We start from the raw sequence: 17,717 nt of genomic DNA, 5'->3' as shown, positions 1-17,717 counted from the left end.
TTAAAACCGCCTGAGTCGAACTTCCTCCGCGTACTAAAGTAACGCGGCTCCCATTCTTCCATCTTTTTTTTCGTGGATGTTCTATTTCTATCCTATTTCTACATCTGGTTTTTTCCCGGCGCGTTCTCGGACATGATATCCGAAACCAGCGGTTTGTGTCCCAACTTGCAATCAGAAAACTTTGAAAAAAACGTAACATTAATGTGAGTTACTGCATCAATCCAAAATGTCAAAATCGCGAAAATCCAGACTCGGCGCAAGCGTGCCAGAGTTGTGGTACCCCCTTGGAGATCGAAAATCGCTATCGCATCATCCGCCCCCTGCGCCCTCTCAATCCCGTTTATCCCACCGATATTTACGAAGTAAAAGACTGGGGAAATGGGGATGAAGATTGGGGCACCATCAAAGTGATGAAAGTGCTCAAATTCAGCAACAATCCCAACTTCATTCGCTTATTTAAACGAGAAGCGCGAGTCTTGATGTGGTTGCGCCATCGCGGAATTCCCCATGTAGAACCCGATGGTTACTTCCAGCTAACCTTACCCCGAAACAAACACATCCACTGCTTAGTGATGGAAAAAATCGACGGGGAAAACCTAGAGGAGTGGTTAGAACAAAGCGACCCCATCTGCGAAACCGAAGCCCTCGACTGGTTGCAACAACTCACCGAAATTTTAGACACCCTGCATCAAGAAAGTTTGTTTCATCGGGATATCAAACCTTCTAACATCATTTTGCGTCCCAACGGACAACTGGCGCTGATCGACTTTGGCACCGTTGGCGAAGAAGAATCCAATTTCACCCGCGTCGGAACCAGCGGATACGCCGCCCCCGAACAAATTATCGGCGACACGAAACCGCAATCCGATTTCTTTGCCCTCGGGCGCACCTTTGTGCATTTACTCACTGGGTTGTCCCCGATGGATTTTCCCGAAACCAATAACGAGGAACTCCTCTGGCGCAATTTGGCTCCGCAAATCTCGCCAATGTTGGCAGATTTTATCGATCGCCTGATGGCCCCCGCCTACGAGAAGCGCCCCAGCAATACCCGTGCCATCTTCAGAGAATTAAAACAAATCGAATCAGTCAGAAACGCCAAACAATCCAAACCGGAACTCACCGGATTTTGGAAGCGGCGGATTCCGCTCAAATGGGTGGGATTTTTATTAATCGGCTTTATTGGCTTTGGGATATTATCTCATCCCGTGGCAATCTTTGTCAAAGATTGGGTGGCAATTCCTCTGGCTAAATCCGCCAACCACATGGGCACCTTTGAATTCAAGCGCGGTCAATTCGGCAGCGCTGAATTTTACTTGAAATTAGCCGTGCAACTCCATCCCGAAAGTGGAAAAGCGCTCTACAATTTAGGCATGGTGTGTGAAGAGCGAGAAAAACTACCATGCGCTCGAGAACAGTACGAAGAGGCCATATCAAACGGCGATCGCATCGATGCCGCAGTACAAGCCATAAATAACTTAGGGCGCTTGTGGATTTTCCGCGACGGAAATTATGACAAAGCGATCGCCAAACTGCAGTATGGACTGGAACGAGCCAACCACGCGCCAAACTTAAAACCTGTAGCTTGGTCCGACTTGCATAAAAATCTCGGCTGGGCATACTACGAACAAAAGCGCTACCGTGAAAGCGAGAAACACCTGCGCCAAGCGATTGAATACGACCCGAAAAATGCACCCGCCTACTGCTTGTTAGCACAGGTACTTGAAGCCCAGGACAATCGCACCTTAGCCCTAGAGTATTGGAAACAATGCCAAGCACTAGAAGCGCCGTATAATCCCGAAATTCAATACTGGAAAAAAATGGCTCGCGATCGCCTTGGGAAGTAGGGACTAAATAACCCACACCTTAATCCGGCTCGAGTTCCACCAATTCGCGCCACCCCTGCATGCCAATTTTCGCCAACCGGAAAGCCCGTTTGCGTCATCTTTTCGCCCCCGGTTATCCCCTCGAATCCGGTGGATTGTCGGGAAAAAGCCGCCGATAGGAATCGCCCTTGTCCCCCTGATGAGCGGGGAATTGCGAGACACAGAAACCCCCGCCGCTGGCCCGACAAGGGTTCGGCCAAATTCCTAGCCGCCAGCTCATCGTCTCATTGGTGAGTGCGATCGGCGATCGCGACCCGCCAATCGGTATGAATGACCAACCTCCTCGCGTGCCTTTCCCCCGTTCCCCAGTGGATCGAATCGTGAAGCGACATTGTAGCCGCACTCAACCGCTTTGACGATTCGCGCCCCATTCGGGGGATAAACTGTCTGAAATCGCACCCTACCGCCCCATCGAGTGGGGAAACGCGAGACACAAGGGAGAGGGAGAGAGAATGCAAACTCCCGAGGGCTGTTGGTAAAATCAACAGAGCAGCGATCGCGCTTCCGGGAAGCAAGAGAAAAATCAGCCCACCGCGAAAGCGCGACCTCAACCCGAAAGAGCAACCCTTTACGAGTAGTTTGAGAAGATGTCTCCCATCGAATTTGTCACCACCGAACCCATCGATCTGAGCAACTGCGATCGAGAACCCATTCACATTCCCGGCAAAATTCAACCCCACGGCGTGCTACTCGTCCTGCAAGAACCGCAACTCACAATTTTACAAGTTTCTGCCAATACCGAAGCCTTTTTTGGCATCAGTCCGGAATCTTTACTCGGACAAGACTTAAGCGTTCTTTTTTCCCAAGAAAACCTGCAATTTTTAACCCATTGTATATTTGAAAACGAACTGGAGTATTTCAATCCCTTTCAACTGCCCACCTCCTTAAAAGATGGCCAGTTTGAATTTGAAGGCGTGCTGCATCGAACAGTGGGGGGTTTATTGTGTCTCGAACTCGAACCGAAAATAAGTGGCAAGAACGCTTATCCCCTCAGCTTTTATCATTTACTAAAAGCCTCTATTGCCAAAATATTTAAAGCCAATAATTTTCAGGAAGCGACCAACTTAATCGCCGCCGAAGTGCGGCAATTGACGGGATACGATCGGGTAATGATTTACCGATTTGCCAGCGATGAAAGTGGGGTAGTAGTTGCTGAATCTTGTCGTGGGGACCTCGAACCCTTTTTAGGATTGCATTATCCCGCCTCAGACATTCCCAAACAAGCCAGAAAACTCTACTATCAAAATTGGTTGCGACTGATTGTGGATGTCAACTATCAGCCAGTGGAGATTATTCCCCAGAACAATCCCTTAACCGATGAGCCGCTGGACTTAAGTTTATCGACATTGCGAAGCGTCTCTCCCATTCATGTAGAATATTTACAGAACATGGGAGTGAGGGCGACCTTAACGATTTCTTTGCTCGACGAAGAACGACTTTGGGGTTTAATTTGCTGCCACCACTATCAACCGAAATATGTAGATTACGAAACGCGGAAAGCCTGCGAATTCCTCGGGCAATTTATGTCCGTGGAATTTTTTAAGCAGCAGCAGAAAGACCTGGGACGATATCAAAGTAAAGTCGGGGAAATCCAAGAACGGCTGAATTTAAGTAAATCTGCGAACCAAGGGGCGATCGCGCAAAAATTCCAGCAAAATGAATCAGCAATTTTAGAATTAGTCAATGCCCGCAGTGCGGCGATCGCGTTAGAAGACGACCTCATCCTTTTGGGAAAAACCCCACCTGTAGAAGCGGTGCAACACTTGCTAGAGTGGCTTCGCACCCACCATCGAGAAAAAGTATTTCATACCGATTGTTTAGGAAAAATTTATCCCCCCTCTCGGGATTATCAGACACAAATGAGCGGGATACTGGCGATTTCTATTTTTCTGGAAAATACCTGTTATCAAATTGTCTGGTTTAGACCCGAAATCGTGCAAACTGTCAAGTGGGGAGGAAATCCGCATAAACCGGTGACAGTGGATGAAGAAAATGGGAGTCGATTATCGCCGCGCAAGTCCTTTGAGCTGTGGAAAGAAACCGTGAGCGGTAAATCTTTGCCGTGGAATAAATTAGAAATAGAAGCCGCTTTAAATTTTAGAAATGCGTTAATGCTGGCGGTGTTAGAATTTTCGCAGGCGGCGTTAGAAGAAGCTGCAAAACGCGCTGAAGTAGCGAACCAAGTGAAAAGCGAATTTCTGGCCAATATGAGTCACGAAATCCGCACGCCGATGAATGCGATATTGGGATTTTGCGATTTAATGCAAGGTTTGGTGAGCGAACCGCGCCAACAAGCGTATCTCGATTCGATCGCCACCAGTGGAAAATCCCTGTTAGCCTTGATTAACGATATCTTAGACTTATCGAAAATTGAAGCCGGAAAGCTGCAACTGCACTACGAACCAACAAATTTGCGCGAATTAATTCGAGAAATCCAGCAAATTTTTTCCCAGCAAGTGGAAGAAAAAGGACTATCTTTATATGCAGAAATTGACGAAAACTTGCCGATAGGAATTGATTTTGATGAAGTGCGCCTGCGGCAAATTTTGTTTAATGTAGTCGGCAATGCGCTAAAATTTACAGAAGCGGGTTATATTAAAATCTCAGTACGCTGTCAGCCCTATGTTAGCGAAGGGGAGGGCAAAATTTGGATGGAAATTGCGGTAGAAGATACGGGGATTGGGATTAGTGGCAGCGATCGCGAAAAAATTTTCGACGCCTTTATCCAAAGCGAAGGACAAAGTACCCGCAAATACGGCGGAACCGGGTTGGGATTAGCCATTACCCGCCGACTCACCACTATGTTAGGGGGAGAACTGGTGGTGAACAGCGAAGTGGGTACGGGGAGTACCTTTAGTTTTGTATTTCCCGATATTTATCGCGCCAATTGGGAACCGGAAGCCCATGAGAAAAAGCCAATGGATGAGAACCTGGAACAATTCCAGCCCGCCACTATTTTAGTGGTGGATAATGTGGAATCGAACCGCACTTTAATTGCGGAGTATTTTGCCAACACCCACCACCGTTTGTTATTCGCGAAAGATGGGCGAGAAGCGATTGAAATGGCACAAATCCATCAGCCAGATGTGATATTGCTGGATCTGCGGATGCCCAATCTGGATGGGCGATCGGCAGCAATTTTTCTCAAACAAGACCCACAAACGCGAGACATTCCGATTATCGTCCTCACTGCATCGGTGGCGAAAGACGAACTGCAAGACATGCAACTGTTTTGTCAGGGATTCTTACGCAAACCGGTCAAACGCTTTCAACTGGTGGAAGCATTCAAGAATATTCTGCCGCTGAATGAAAATTCTCCCCGGGAAAGGGAAGTGCAACCCCCTGCTGCTTCTGCAAGGGAACCGATGATGGAAACCCCGGGGGAAAACTTGTCCGAATTGGCGGAAAAACTTGCCTTAGAAGAACAAAACCAATGGCAGCAATTGCGACAAACGATGAAGCGCAGAGAAGTGAAAGCCTTTGCGAAACGGTTGCATGCTTGGGCGCGGGAATATCACTGTGCCAAACTCGAAGCCTATGCAACCAAAATCAGCCATCAGCTTGGGGAATTTGATTGGGAGAATTTACCCGCAACCCTGGAGGAATTTCCCCAACTGAGGCGATGGTTGGAAGGGAACGGCGATCGGGCGTAAAATAGGCAATGACCCCCTCACCGATGGGGTGAATGCCAGGGATAGGTTACTGGGCGGGAAATACAGGTATTCTCAGGAGTACCATATTTTATAGAGGGAGGATAATCATTCCCCCTCGGTGCGATTATTAATGAACTCAATGCCGCAGGTGCAAGACAATGAACCAGTTTGACCCCGAAGATTTTCTGATTTTAGTGGTAGATGACACGATTTCTAATTTGAAAGTGATTGGATATTTGTTAGAAAAGGTAGGCTACGATACCACCTTTGCGACCAATGGCAGGCAAGCGATCGAGCGGGTGCGAACCGCAAAACCCGACCTCATTTTGTTGGACTTAATGATGCCGGAAATGGACGGTTTGGAAGTCTGCGATCGCCTCAAAGCTGACCCAAACACCCGCGAAATTCCCATTATTTTTATTACCGCCAATCAAGAGACGGATAATTTAGTAGAAGCCTTCAAAAAAGGGGCAGCCGATTATATCACGAAACCCTTTCGACCGGAAGAAGCGCTCGCGAGAATTGAAACCCAACTGACGAACCAACAGCTCAAAAAAGAACTAACCCGTCAAAACGAACACCTGCAACGAGAAATCGAAACTCGCACCGTAGCAGAAGCGCGATTGAGACTGTTAGAGCGAGCGATCGCCTCGAGTTCTAATGGGATCGTCATCACCGATTTCCAGCAACCGGACAATCCTATTATCTACGTCAATTCCGGTTTCGAGCGGATTACGGGCTATTCTGCTTCCGAAATAATGGGTCGAAATTGTCGGTTTTTGCAAGGACAAAAAAGCCCAATCAATCGCGGCGCACTGGTACAGTTGCGTCAAGCCATTCATGCCGGCACCAACTGTCAAGTCGTGCTGCAAAATTTTCGCAAAAATGGCCGCATGTTCTGGAACCAACTCTCGATTTCTCCCGTGCGAGAAGCTGATGGAACAGTGAATCATTTTGTCGGCGTTATCACCGATATTACCGAACGATTGGCATTTGAAGAAGCCCTGAAAAATAGCCAATCCTCGTTAGCGCAAGCTCAAAAAATCGCTCATCTGGGGAATTGGGAATTTGACATCGTAACGCAAGAAATTAGCGGCTCTGTGGAAATTTTTCGGATTTTGGGATTTGACCCCAAAGCTGGCAAAATCGACTATCACCAGTTGTTAAAAGTATTTCATAATGAAGATGCAGAGATATTTGAAAATGCGGTGAATCGGGCGATAAATGAGGGGATATCTTACGAAATAGAAAGTCGCATCTGGCGGAACCCCGGAGAGCTGCGCTATTTAGAAATCCGGGGGGAAGCGGTGTTTGACGAAGGGGGAAACATAACGCGGCTGTTCGGCACCGTGCTAGATATCAGCGAGCGAAAAAAAGCCGAATTTGCCTTAAAAGAGGCCGCGAACGCCGCCCAAGCTGCCAATCAAGCCAAAAGCACCTTTTTGGCGAATATGAGTCACGAACTGAGAACGCCCTTGAATGCAATTCTCGGGTTTAGCGAGTTGATGATGGGAGGGGAAAACCTGGCAGAAGAACACCAAGAAAATCTTCGCATTATTTGCCGCAGTGGGGAACATTTGCTGACCCTGATTAATGATATTTTAGACATGGCGAAAATAGAAGCCGGTCGCATCACCCTCAACGAAAGTAACTTCGACCTTTATCAGATGTTAAAAGATTTAGAGGGAATGTTTCGCCTGAAGGCAGAGAAAAAGGGATTGTACTTTGCGATCGAGTGCGACCCCAAGGTACCCCAATACATTAGAACCGATGAAGTGAAGTTACGACAAGTATCGCTCAATCTGCTGTCTAATGCGTTTAAATTTACTCAGAGGGGGTCGGTGACGATGCGGGTAAACCTGGGAAGGGAGGAAACCAAGCCCAGGGAGGGAGAGAGCGAGAGAAATCGGGAAGGTGGTGATGGGGTGATAGAGTCGCCGCGATCGCCCGATCGCACCTCCTCAGTCACGATTCACTTTGAAGTAGAAGATACCGGCTGTGGCATTCCACTCGAGGAATTAGAAAGCATTTTTGAAGCCTTCGTGCAAACCAAAACCGGCAAAAAATCCGCAGAAGGAACCGGGTTAGGATTGCCGATCGCTCGCAAATTTGTCGCATTAATGGGCGGTGAAATGAGGGTCAGTTCTCCGGTGAGTCAGGGAACCAAATTCCACTTTACCATTCGCGCCCAGCCGGTGGATAGATCCGACGCCATCCAAGCAGACAGAAGACAGGCGATCGCCCTCGAGGCGAATCAACCCACCTATCGCCTGTTAATTGTGGACGATAAGTGGGACAATCGGCGATTGTTGGTGAAGCTCCTCGGTCCGTTTGGATTTGAGATTCGAGAAGCCAAAGACGGGAAAGAAGCGATCGCGGTGTGGGAAGAATTTCAACCGCATTTAATTTTTATGGACATGCGAATGCCCGTGATGGATGGCTTTAAAGCAACCCAACAGATTAAATCCACCACCAAAGGAAAAAATACCGCGATCGTAGCGGTAACGGCGAGCAGTTTAAACCAGGATCGCACATTAGTTTTACAAGTCGGGTGCGAGGATTTTATTCGCAAACCTTTCCGCGAAGCCGACATTTTTGAAATTCTGACCCGCTACCTCGGCGTGCGCTTTCGCTACGCATCCCCGATTCGAGCACAGCCCGATGGATTCTCCCAGTGCAACCATCAATTGACACCCCACGCATTAGCCCAGGTGCCCGCCGAGTACCTCGCCACCTTAGAACGAGCCACCGCCCGCAGTGACATGGAATCCATCGATAGAACCATTCAAGAAATTCGCCATTGCGATCGGGCAATGGGCGATTTGCTCAGGGGTTTAGCTGACAAGTTTGCTTATGAAGAAATGCTCGCTATCATTCAACAAGCAAAGGTTCTATAAGCCCGGTTAAATCGCTCATACCCCCCGGGGCGATTCCAGCAGGGGAATCGGCGGGCGGCGAATGAGCAGGTGCTGAGGGTGGCTCAGACAGTTGGCACTGGATTAGATTAGCCTGTATCTAGGCTTTCCCGTTTCAATGGCTCGAATCATTGAACAAAGAGTTTATAATACAAGAAGTTTTTCCAGTGGAAAAACGGCAATTTCCCAATCCCTGTGCCCGCGAATGTCGAGCGAATCCCACCCGAAAATGAGCCAAAACTCCACCCCGCCAGAAAAAGCCGATATTCTCGTCATTGACGATAATCCAGATAACCTGCGTCTGTTAATTGGCATTTTGCAGCGTAGCGGCTATAAAGTCCGGCCCGCAACCAATGGTCGTTTTGCCTTATCCGTGGCGCAAACTGACCCGCCGGACTTGATTTTGCTCGACATTTTGATGCCAGAAATGGATGGGTATGAAGTTTGCGAGCGGTTAAAAGCCGATAGGTTGACCCGAAACGTCCCCGTTATTTTTATCACCGCCCTCACTGAAGTGATGGATAAGGTGAAAGCCTTTGACGTGGGCGGAGCGGATTATATCACAAAACCGTTTCACGAACAAGAAGTTTTGGCGCGGGTGCGGCATCAATTAAAAATTGAAGGATTGCAGAAGCAATTAGAACGGGAAAATGCAAAGCTGCTCGAAGAGATACGCGATCGCGTCGCCGCCGAAGAAGCCCTGCATTTGAGTGCGGCAAAACTGCGGAATCAAAATCAGATTTTAACCGAACTAGCGCAACTGAAATCCCTACATCGCGGAGATGTAAATGGAGCATTGCAAGAAATTGCCATCACCGCCACCGAACACTTAGGAATCGAGCGAGTCAGCCTCTGGCTTTACGATGAAACCGGCGAGAAAATTGAGTGTCAGCAAGTTTTCGACGCCAGTGGTCAGGTGAATCCCTGCACAGTGGAACTCCAGGTCAAGGATTATCCGGCATATTTTCGCGCCCTAGAAGAAAAACAAATTGTCGCCGCGTCACAGGCAAGAACCGACCCCGAAACTGCCGAACTGGTGGAATTGTATTTAACTCCGTTAGGGATTTATTCGTGCTTAGATGCGCCGATTCGCTTGGGGGGAAAAACCCTGGGGATATTATGCCATGAAGCCGTAGAAACCCGGCACGAGTGGACGGCGGAAGACGAGAATTTTGCCCGATCGCTCGCCAATTTGATTTCAGTGGCGATCGAAACCCGAGAGCGCCTGCGCGCCGAAGCACAACATCGCGCCTCGGAAGAGAAACTCGCGATCGCCTTTCGCGCCACCCCGGATCCGATTTCCATCGTCACCTTAGCCGAAGGGCGCTATATCGAAGTTAACGACAGCTTTTGTCGCGACATCGGCTACGATCGCGAACAGATTATCGGTCGTACCTCAGAAGAACTCAACCTGATAGCAGACCACCATCAGGCGGCGTTAATGGAACGAGAACTGCATCGTAGCGACGGCATCTTGCGCGATTTTGAATTCCACTATCGCACCGCCAGTGGGGAAATCAAAATTGCCCTGCTCTCGGCAGAAATCATCCAGATCGACGATCGCCCCTGCCTTCTAGCAGTCAGCAAAGACATCAGCGATCGCGTCAAAACCCAACTCGCCCTAGAAAAAGAACTGCATCGCAGCAACCTGCTGCGCCAAATCACCGAACAAATCCGCTCTCAATTGGATCCGGAGCAACTATTTGAAACCGCCGCCCTAGAAATCGGACGCGCCTTTCAAGTCAACCGCACTTGGATTGGAATCTATATTACCGAACCCACCCCGAGACTGAAAATGGTAGGGGAATATCTGGTGGGGTATGACTCGATCGCCTCGTTCGACATTCCAGTGGTAGGCAATCCTCACGTAGAGCGCCTGCTCGAAGTGGACCTAGCCATTGCCTCGCCGGATGTCTATGCCGACCCTTTGTTAGTCTCCCAGCAGGAGTTGTGCCAGCAAATCCACCTCAAATCAATGCTCGCCGTAGGTACCTTTTACCAAGGAGAACCCAATGGCAGCATTGGATTGCATCAATGCGACAGCTATCGGGAATGGACCGCCGAAGAAATCGAGTTATTTGAAGCGATCGCCGCCCAACTCGGCATCGCGATCGCCCAAGTGCAAATGCTCGATCGCGAAAAACAAGCCCGCGCCCACCGGGACCGACAAAACCAACTGCTGCAACGGGAAATCACCGAACGTCAGCTCGCCCAAGAAGCCCTCAAGCAAAGCGAACAAAAATATCGCGCCCTGGTCGATTCCTCCGAAGACGTCATCTGGTCCGTGGATCGGCGCGGGTGCTTTACCTTCGTCAACCCCGCCGTGGAAAAAATTTACGGGTTCACTCCCGCTCAAATGCTCGGGAGCAAAATGACAAAATTCATCGCCCCGGAATGTCTCGATCGCGATCGCAAAATGCTGCGAGACCTGCTGGAGAAAGCAGAACCAGTGGTGCAATACGAAACCACCCATCTGAGCAGCACCGGCGAGTCCATCTACTTGCTAGTCAATGCAATTCCCCTGCGCGAGTCCAACGGACGCACCATCTGCGCCACCGGCACCGCCACCAATATCAGCGATCGCATCGCCCTCGAACGGGAACTCGCCCTACGCGAAGCCTTCCTCAACGCCTTTTTCTCCGCCGCCCCCGTGGGCCTGAGCATCGTCAACCGCCAATTGCAGTTCGTGCAAATTAACGAAGCGATGGCACAAATCGACGGCATTCCCGTCGCCGACCACCTGGGAAAAACCATCGGCGAAATCCTTCCGAATGTTGCCCCAACCCTGGAATCCCTCTACAACAGCGTCTTTCAAACCGGACAACCAATTCTCAATCAAGAAATCACTGGCGAAGTCCCTTCGCAACCCGGAGTCGAGCGTCACTGGATCGCCTCCTATTTTCCCGTTCCCGGTGAAGGAGAACTGCCCGCCGCCGTAGGTGCCATCATCCTGGAAATCACCGCGCGCAAACAAGCAGAATTGCAACTGAGCTTGGTTAGCGAACGCCTGCAATATCTGCTGACTTCTAGTCCGGGGGCGATTTATAGTAGCAAAGTGAGTGGGAATTATGGCTCAACCTTTGTCAGCGAAAATATCCGGGAGATTATAGGGTATGAGGCGGGCGAATTTCTCGAAGATGCGAATTTTTGGCGCGATCGCATTCATCCCGAAGACCGCGAACTCGTCTTGGCGGAACTGCAACAACTCTTCGCGAAAGGCCATCATTCCCAAGAATACCGCTTTCTCCATCGCGATGGAACTTATCGCTGGGTATACGATCGCGTCAGACTGGTGCGCGACGCCGCCGGCAACCCCCTGGAATGCGTGGGCTACTGGAGCGATATCAGCGATCGCAAACAAGCCGAAATGGCTTTGCGCGATAGTAAGCGTCGCTATCAAACCCTCGCCGAAGCCTCGCCGGTGGGAATTTTCAATACCGACGTCCAGGGCAACTGTCTCTATGTAAATCAGCGCTGGAGTGCGATCGCCGGCCTGCCTTTAGAAGAAGCCCTCGGATCCGGGTGGAAGAAGACGTTGCATCCGCAGGATCGCGATCGCATCCTCGCAGAATGGTTCGCCGCTACCGCCGCCGGTCGCCCCTTTAAGTCCGAGGCTCGTTTCTTGCACCCCGACGGCAAGATCGTTTGGGCGATCGCCCAGGCTATCCCCGAACGAAGCGAAGACGGGCAACTCAAAGGCTATGTGGGCACAATTACCGATATTAGCGATCGCAAACAAGCCGAAGTGGCATTGCGCGAAAGCGCTAAGCGCGAAAAAGCCATCTCCACGGTCATCCAACGCATGCGCGACACCTTGAACCTCGACCGCATCTTCACCGCCACCACTGAAGAACTGCGCCGGGTGATGGAATGCGATCGGGTGGGCATCTATCGCTTCCATCCCAACTGGAGTGGCGAAATAGTCGCCGAATCTGTCAGTTCCCAATGGACTCCTCTGGTCCAAAACCCCCCAGACCCTATCCTCCATGAAACCCTGGAAAACCCCGATTGCACCGTCGCCACCTGGAAAAAACCTTCCCCCGACCTGCCAGATACCTATCTGCAACAAACCCAAGGCGGCCCGTACAACCAAATCGGCAGTTACCGCGCCGTGGAAGATATCTACAGCGCTAACTTTGATGCTTGCTACATCCAACTCTTAGAACACCTTCAAGCCAGAGCCTACATCATCGTTCCCATCTTCTGCGGTCAAAAACTCTGGGGATTGCTCGCCACTTATCAAAATAGCGGCCCGCGTCAGTGGAAAACCGCTCAAATCAATATCGTCATCCAAATTGGCAACCAACTCGGCGTCGCTTTACAACAAGCCGAATTGCTCGAACGCACTCAACGTCAAGCCGCCGCCTTGGAAAAAGCCGCCGATGCCGCCGATGCCGCTAACCGCGCTAAAAGCGAATTCCTCGCCAATATGAGTCACGAGTTGCGAACGCCGCTCAATGCCATTCTCGGCTTTACTCAAATTATGAGTGGCAATCGCTCTTTGTCTCCAGATTATCAAGAAAATATCCGCATTATCAATCGCGCCGGCGAGCATTTACTCGAACTGATTAATGACATTCTCGAAATGTCTAAAATTGAGGCGGGTCGCACGAGTTTAAATGAAAGCAACTTCGATTTATTTAATCTGCTCGAAACTCTCGAACAAATGCTGCGCCTCAAAGCTCAGTCTAAAGGACTCGCTCTCGTTTTTCACCGCGAACCCGACGTTCCCCAATACCTCAATACTGACGAAAATAAACTCCGTCAAGTCTTGCTCAATCTGTTGGGCAATGCTATTAAATTTACCGAACGCGGTCGCGTCACCCTCCGCACCCGATTGGCCAACTCCCCCCATCAAACCCTGGAAGACTCGAAGCACAACCCTGACCCTCCTTTTGCCCCGGAAACCCTTCACCTGCACTTTGCCGTTGAAGACACCGGCCCGGGGATTGCCCCGGAGGAAATGGATTTGTTATTTGAAGCCTTCGCCCAAACCGAAAGCGGTCGCAAATCCGGCCAAGGTACGGGCCTCGGTTTACCTATCAGTCGCAAATTTGTCGAACTGATGGGCGGACAAATTCGCATTGAGTCTCAACTCGATCGCGGCTCGATTTTTTCGTTTGATATCCACTGTCGTCCCGGTGAAGTTACTCCCACTCAAACTCCCCAACAAAAGCGCAAAATTATCGGCATCGCCCCGGAACAACCAGAGTATCGCATCCTGATCGTCGAAGATGTGAGAGCCAATCGTATGTTAATGGTCAAATTGCTCACCCGGGTCGGTTTTTCCGTGCGCGAAGCCACAAACGGCATTGAGGCGATCGACCTCTGGTCCAGTTGGAAGCCTCATTTAATTTGGATGGATATGCGAATGCCCGAAATGGATGGCTATGAAGCCACTCAACGCATTAAAGCTCAATCCGAATTCCACCCCACGGTTATTATTGCTTTAACCGCTAGCGCCTTTGAGGAAAACAAAAACGCCATTTTAGCCGCCGGCTGTGATGATTATGTTCCCAAACCTTTCCAAAAAGAACTGTTGTTTGAGAAAATGAGTCACTATCTCGGGGTGAAATATCTCTATGAAAAAGACGAAGAACAACCAGAAGACTTAACCCCTCCACCCACTGAAAGCATTTCTCAAGAAAAACTCAAAAGTCTTGTGTCTAAATTGCCTAAAAAATGGGTGACAAATATCCAGACTGCCGCACTTCAATGTTGCGATGATTTGATTCTAGAAATCCTCGCCGAACTTCCACCAGAATACGCCGATTTGGCAGGGGGTATTACAGAATTGGCCAATAATTTCCAATTTGATAAAATCCTTGAACTGACCGAATACAATGAGGAATAAATCATTGGTTTTTGGTCATTGTTCATTGGGGACTGGTCTTTGGGGTTTGGGTGTTCGTCGTTGGGTGCTGATTCCGGATCGATGACCAACATGATCGGCAAAAATATCGATGTTCAAGCGATTTTTGTCAAGTATTTTGGTTAACCGTTCTCACCAGTTTCAGTGGCAACCCTCTTTTCATTACCCCCGGGAAAGGGGAAAGAGCAACCCGATTTTAATATGGGCTAAACGAGAGTATTTCCTTACCCCCCTGGTTCGTTCTGGCTGACTTCTCCCCATCAAAATAACCACAAGGGCAAGCAATCTCTCGGCACCTTTAGAACCCGATTGACGCTCTGAGCGAAATTCCCACCGCCACAAATCGGGTTGACCTGGGATATTTTTGGCTGGTTTGAATAGGGCGCGCCCATCGAATTGGGCTGGCGCGCGATCGCCAAGGCAATGGAGAACAAATCCCAACCGACTCTGTATCGAGCAGTACGAAAACGAACTTCACCATCGGCTAGGCTTAGAACACACAAGAACCGATTGTAATTTCTAATGCCATGCGCCTAGAGCAATTGCAAGCTTTCCTGGCGATCGCCGATACGGGAAGTTTCCAGCAAGCCGCCCGTCGCTGCGGCGTCACCCAATCCACCATCAGCCGACAAATCCAAGCCTTAGAAGCAGAATTGGGTTTGCCATTGTTTCATCGCATGGCGCAGGCAAAACTCACCCTCGCCGGCGAGAATTTTTTCACCCGCGCCCGCAAAATTTGTCAGGAGTGGGAAACGGCAAAATCGGAAATCGCAGATTTGCTCGCCGGCAAGCAACCGGAATTATGCGTGGCGGCAATTCATTCGGTTTGTGCTTATTATTTACCCCCGGTATTGCACCGATTTTGCGGGAAATATCCAGAGGTTCAGTTGCGGGTAACGGCATTGGGAAGCGATCGCGCTTTAAAAGTGCTCAAGGATGGATTGGTAGACTTGGCGATTGTGATGAATAACCGCTTGTTCACTACAACGCCGGATATGGTGGTTGAGGTGCTTTACGAAGAATCTATTCAAGTGCTAATGGCAGCCAATCATCCCTTAGCCGATCGCGATCGCATCCCTTGGACCGAATTAGCCAACCATCCGCAAGTGGTCTTTAAAGATGGCTATGGCATGCAACGAATGGTGCAAGATTTATTTGCCAAAGAAGGCTTGCCTTTGCGGGCAGTTTTGGAGTTAAACACTCCCGATGCCTTTCGCGGGGTGGTCCGACAGGGAAAGACCATCGCCCTATTGCCCCAGTCGGCCCTGGTGGAAGCGCGCCTAGATCCCAGCTTAGCGGTGCGAGAACTGACCCCCCAGCTTCCCTCGGCCCAGGGCGTCAACCTCGGACCTGCAAGCCCTCAAGCCTTGCAAATGTCCCCGACAAACCCTTGGAACCGTCAAGTGGTCATCGCCACCACGAGCGATCGCTTGCAAATTCCTCCCATTGCCCATTTTTGGGAAATCGTGCGCGATATCGTGCCGCAACAATTCTCCGAGTCTATCCGATCCACCCCAGCCATCATTGAGTCTTAACGCTTCCGCTTTTTTTCGCACGATACTCCCAACGCCTAGCTTCGGCCCTACGGCGCAGGCTTGTAATCCCATTACAGGTTAACAATAACACTATGAGAGTGGCGCGAAAAATAAAAAGCGTTACCCCAGGAATAGACTTGACAAACCAGAAAAATTCTGCTATAATGGAACGTTCATGCGAACCACCCGCGCGCCAGCCATTTTCACGGCAGACGGGGATTTTTAAGAAAGATGTAAGAATCCTTGCTTATAATCTGTACAGGAATCTTTGGATGACCGACAAGGTTCTGAAAAATTCCATCATCAACCCAGTCGTTCCAACTCTTGAAACATGCCCCGGATACTCGTCATCGACGATGACCCTGCAATCTCAGAATTAGTCGCAGTCAATCTGGAAATGGCTGGATATGAAGTCAGCCAAGCAGAAGACGGCATTAAAGGGCAGGCATTGGCCTTGCAATTGATGCCCGATTTGATCATGCTAGATTTGATGTTGCCTAGGGTGGATGGATTCACCGTATGCCAACGTCTACGTCGAGATGAGCGTACTGCAGACATTCCCGTATTAATGCTGACCGCCTTGGGTCAAACACAGGATAAAGTCGAAGGCTTCAATGCAGGCGCAGACGATTATCTGACCAAGCCCTTTGAAGTCGAAGAGATGCTAGCAAGGGTGCGAGCCTTGCTGCGGCGCACCGATCGCATTCCGCAAGCAGCCAAACACGCGGAAATTCTCAACTATGGGCCGTTAACCCTGGTTCCAGAGCGGTTTGAAGCCAATTGGTTCCATGAAACGGTCAAACTGACTCATCTCGAGTTCGAGTTATTGCACTGCTTGCTGCAGCGACACGGGCAAACCGTCTCCCCCAGCGAAATCCTGAAAGAAGTCTGGGGTTACGATCCCGACGATGACATCGAAACCATCCGAGTTCACATTAGACATTTGAGAACCAAACTGGAGCCGGATCCGCGACATCCGAAATACATCAAAACCGTGTATGGGGCCGGGTATTGCTTGGAATTGCCCAGCAATCCACCGGAGAATGAAGATGCTTAACCCCCGCCTCGGAAGGATCCATGCCGAAGCCTCAAGACTGAAGCACTCGATCGCCGCACTCGGAGGCAATTCTCAATGTAAGATTGCTCCCCGGGGGGCGATCGCGAGCAACTAACCCCGGATCTACCATCGGTGTCGGCGATCGCTCCTGGCAATCCAGCCAACTCAGAACCACCAGGGAGTGGGGGTGGTGGCAACACCGACACTCCACCAGAAGCCAAGGTCGCCCCCTGTCTTCACTTTGGCAGGAAAACAACTCCTGTCGCTTTAGCCCCAAATTGAATCAAGGGTGGGCATTTCCCACCCTACGAGTGCAATTGATTTTGCATAAGTGCTTCTCTCAATTCCCACCGCAATGGCGCGGCAAACCTCATCAACCAACTCAAAAAACCCGACCTTAAATATCGCGAAACGCTCTAGCAGCGCTAGGACGACGGGGCTGAAGAATTGCCGGATTAAAACTCGCGAACGTTACCTTTTTTTAACCCTTCGGCTTGTGTTTTTCCCCCTAAAAAGAATCAAGCCTGAGAGTGTTTTTTGCGGTAGCGGATAGCGAACAACAAGCCGAGAAGCGAACCGGCGATCGTGGTGGGTTCGGGAACCTGGGAAGCAGGGGGTTTAAGCTGTGCAGGCTGTGCGGGCGCTGCAACGCCTGTAGACGCGATGGGCGATTCCAGGGCACTGAGTTGCCCGAACAGATACGCTTTAGAGGTGCCACCTTCTTGAGAAGTCAGGGACTCCGTAGAAACCAACCCCATGTCTAAAGCCAGGGGCTTGTACTTCTAACCACCTGACCAGCCTA

At 50.1% G+C, this 17,717-nt stretch carries 9 protein-coding genes; 6 read left to right on the top strand and 3 right to left on the bottom strand.

Annotated features, from left to right (window positions below):
• Nucleotides 1-203: 203 nt before the first annotated feature.
• Complete coding sequence (locus tag AC0QH1_RS06390; protein WP_324630120.1) at nucleotides 204-1,844, top strand: serine/threonine-protein kinase; 1,641 nt, start codon at nucleotides 204-206, stop codon at nucleotides 1,842-1,844.
• A gap of 263 nt (nucleotides 1,845-2,107) precedes the next feature.
• Here AC0QH1_RS06390 and AC0QH1_RS06385 read toward each other — a convergent pair whose 3' ends face one another.
• On the bottom strand, nucleotides 2,108-2,398 hold the full coding sequence (locus tag AC0QH1_RS06385; RefSeq protein WP_324630118.1) for a hypothetical protein: 291 nt from the start codon (nucleotides 2,396-2,398) through the stop codon (nucleotides 2,108-2,110).
• 72 nt (nucleotides 2,399-2,470) lie between these two features.
• On the opposite strand from AC0QH1_RS06385, the gene AC0QH1_RS06380 reads away from it, so the two are divergent.
• The 5 genes from AC0QH1_RS06380 to AC0QH1_RS06360 all read left to right on the top strand — a co-directional run bounded on the left by AC0QH1_RS06380 (nucleotide 2,471) and on the right by AC0QH1_RS06360 (nucleotide 16,915).
• Nucleotides 2,471-5,536, top strand: coding sequence for an ATP-binding protein (locus AC0QH1_RS06380; RefSeq protein ID WP_324630117.1), 3,066 nt, complete (start codon nucleotides 2,471-2,473; stop codon nucleotides 5,534-5,536).
• A 158-nt stretch (nucleotides 5,537-5,694) separates the two neighbouring features.
• A complete protein-coding gene (locus tag AC0QH1_RS06375; protein WP_324630116.1) occupies nucleotides 5,695-8,433 on the top strand; it encodes a response regulator in 2,739 nt (912 codons plus the stop codon).
• A 136-nt stretch (nucleotides 8,434-8,569) separates the two neighbouring features.
• Nucleotides 8,570-14,305 (top strand): PAS domain S-box protein, encoded by a 5,736-nt coding sequence (locus AC0QH1_RS06370; RefSeq protein WP_324630115.1) that lies wholly within the window; start codon nucleotides 8,570-8,572, stop codon nucleotides 14,303-14,305.
• Between the two features lie 545 nt (nucleotides 14,306-14,850).
• Complete coding sequence (locus AC0QH1_RS06365; RefSeq protein ID WP_324630114.1) at nucleotides 14,851-15,858, top strand: LysR family transcriptional regulator; 1,008 nt, start codon at nucleotides 14,851-14,853, stop codon at nucleotides 15,856-15,858.
• Nucleotides 15,859-16,189: 331 nt separating this feature from the next.
• A complete protein-coding gene (locus AC0QH1_RS06360; protein ID WP_324630113.1) occupies nucleotides 16,190-16,915 on the top strand; it encodes a response regulator transcription factor in 726 nt (241 codons plus the stop codon).
• A gap of 31 nt (nucleotides 16,916-16,946) precedes the next feature.
• On the opposite strand, the gene AC0QH1_RS06355 is transcribed toward AC0QH1_RS06360, so the two are convergent.
• Nucleotides 16,947-17,090: a hypothetical protein gene (locus AC0QH1_RS06355; RefSeq protein WP_324630111.1), complete on the bottom strand. Its 144-nt coding sequence runs from the start codon at nucleotides 17,088-17,090 to the stop codon at nucleotides 16,947-16,949.
• Between the two features lie 343 nt (nucleotides 17,091-17,433).
• The gene (locus tag AC0QH1_RS06350; protein ID WP_324630110.1) at nucleotides 17,434-17,673 is read right to left on the bottom strand and encodes a PEP-CTERM sorting domain-containing protein; all 240 of its coding nucleotides are present in this window, start codon (nucleotides 17,671-17,673) and stop codon (nucleotides 17,434-17,436) included.
• Between the last annotated feature and the right edge of the window lie 44 nt (nucleotides 17,674-17,717).

The sequence above is a fragment of the Phormidium sp. CCY1219 genome (assembly GCF_055795085.1).
The sequence above is the reverse complement of the archived record's forward strand: the minus strand, read 5'-3'. Positions and strand labels throughout refer to the sequence as shown.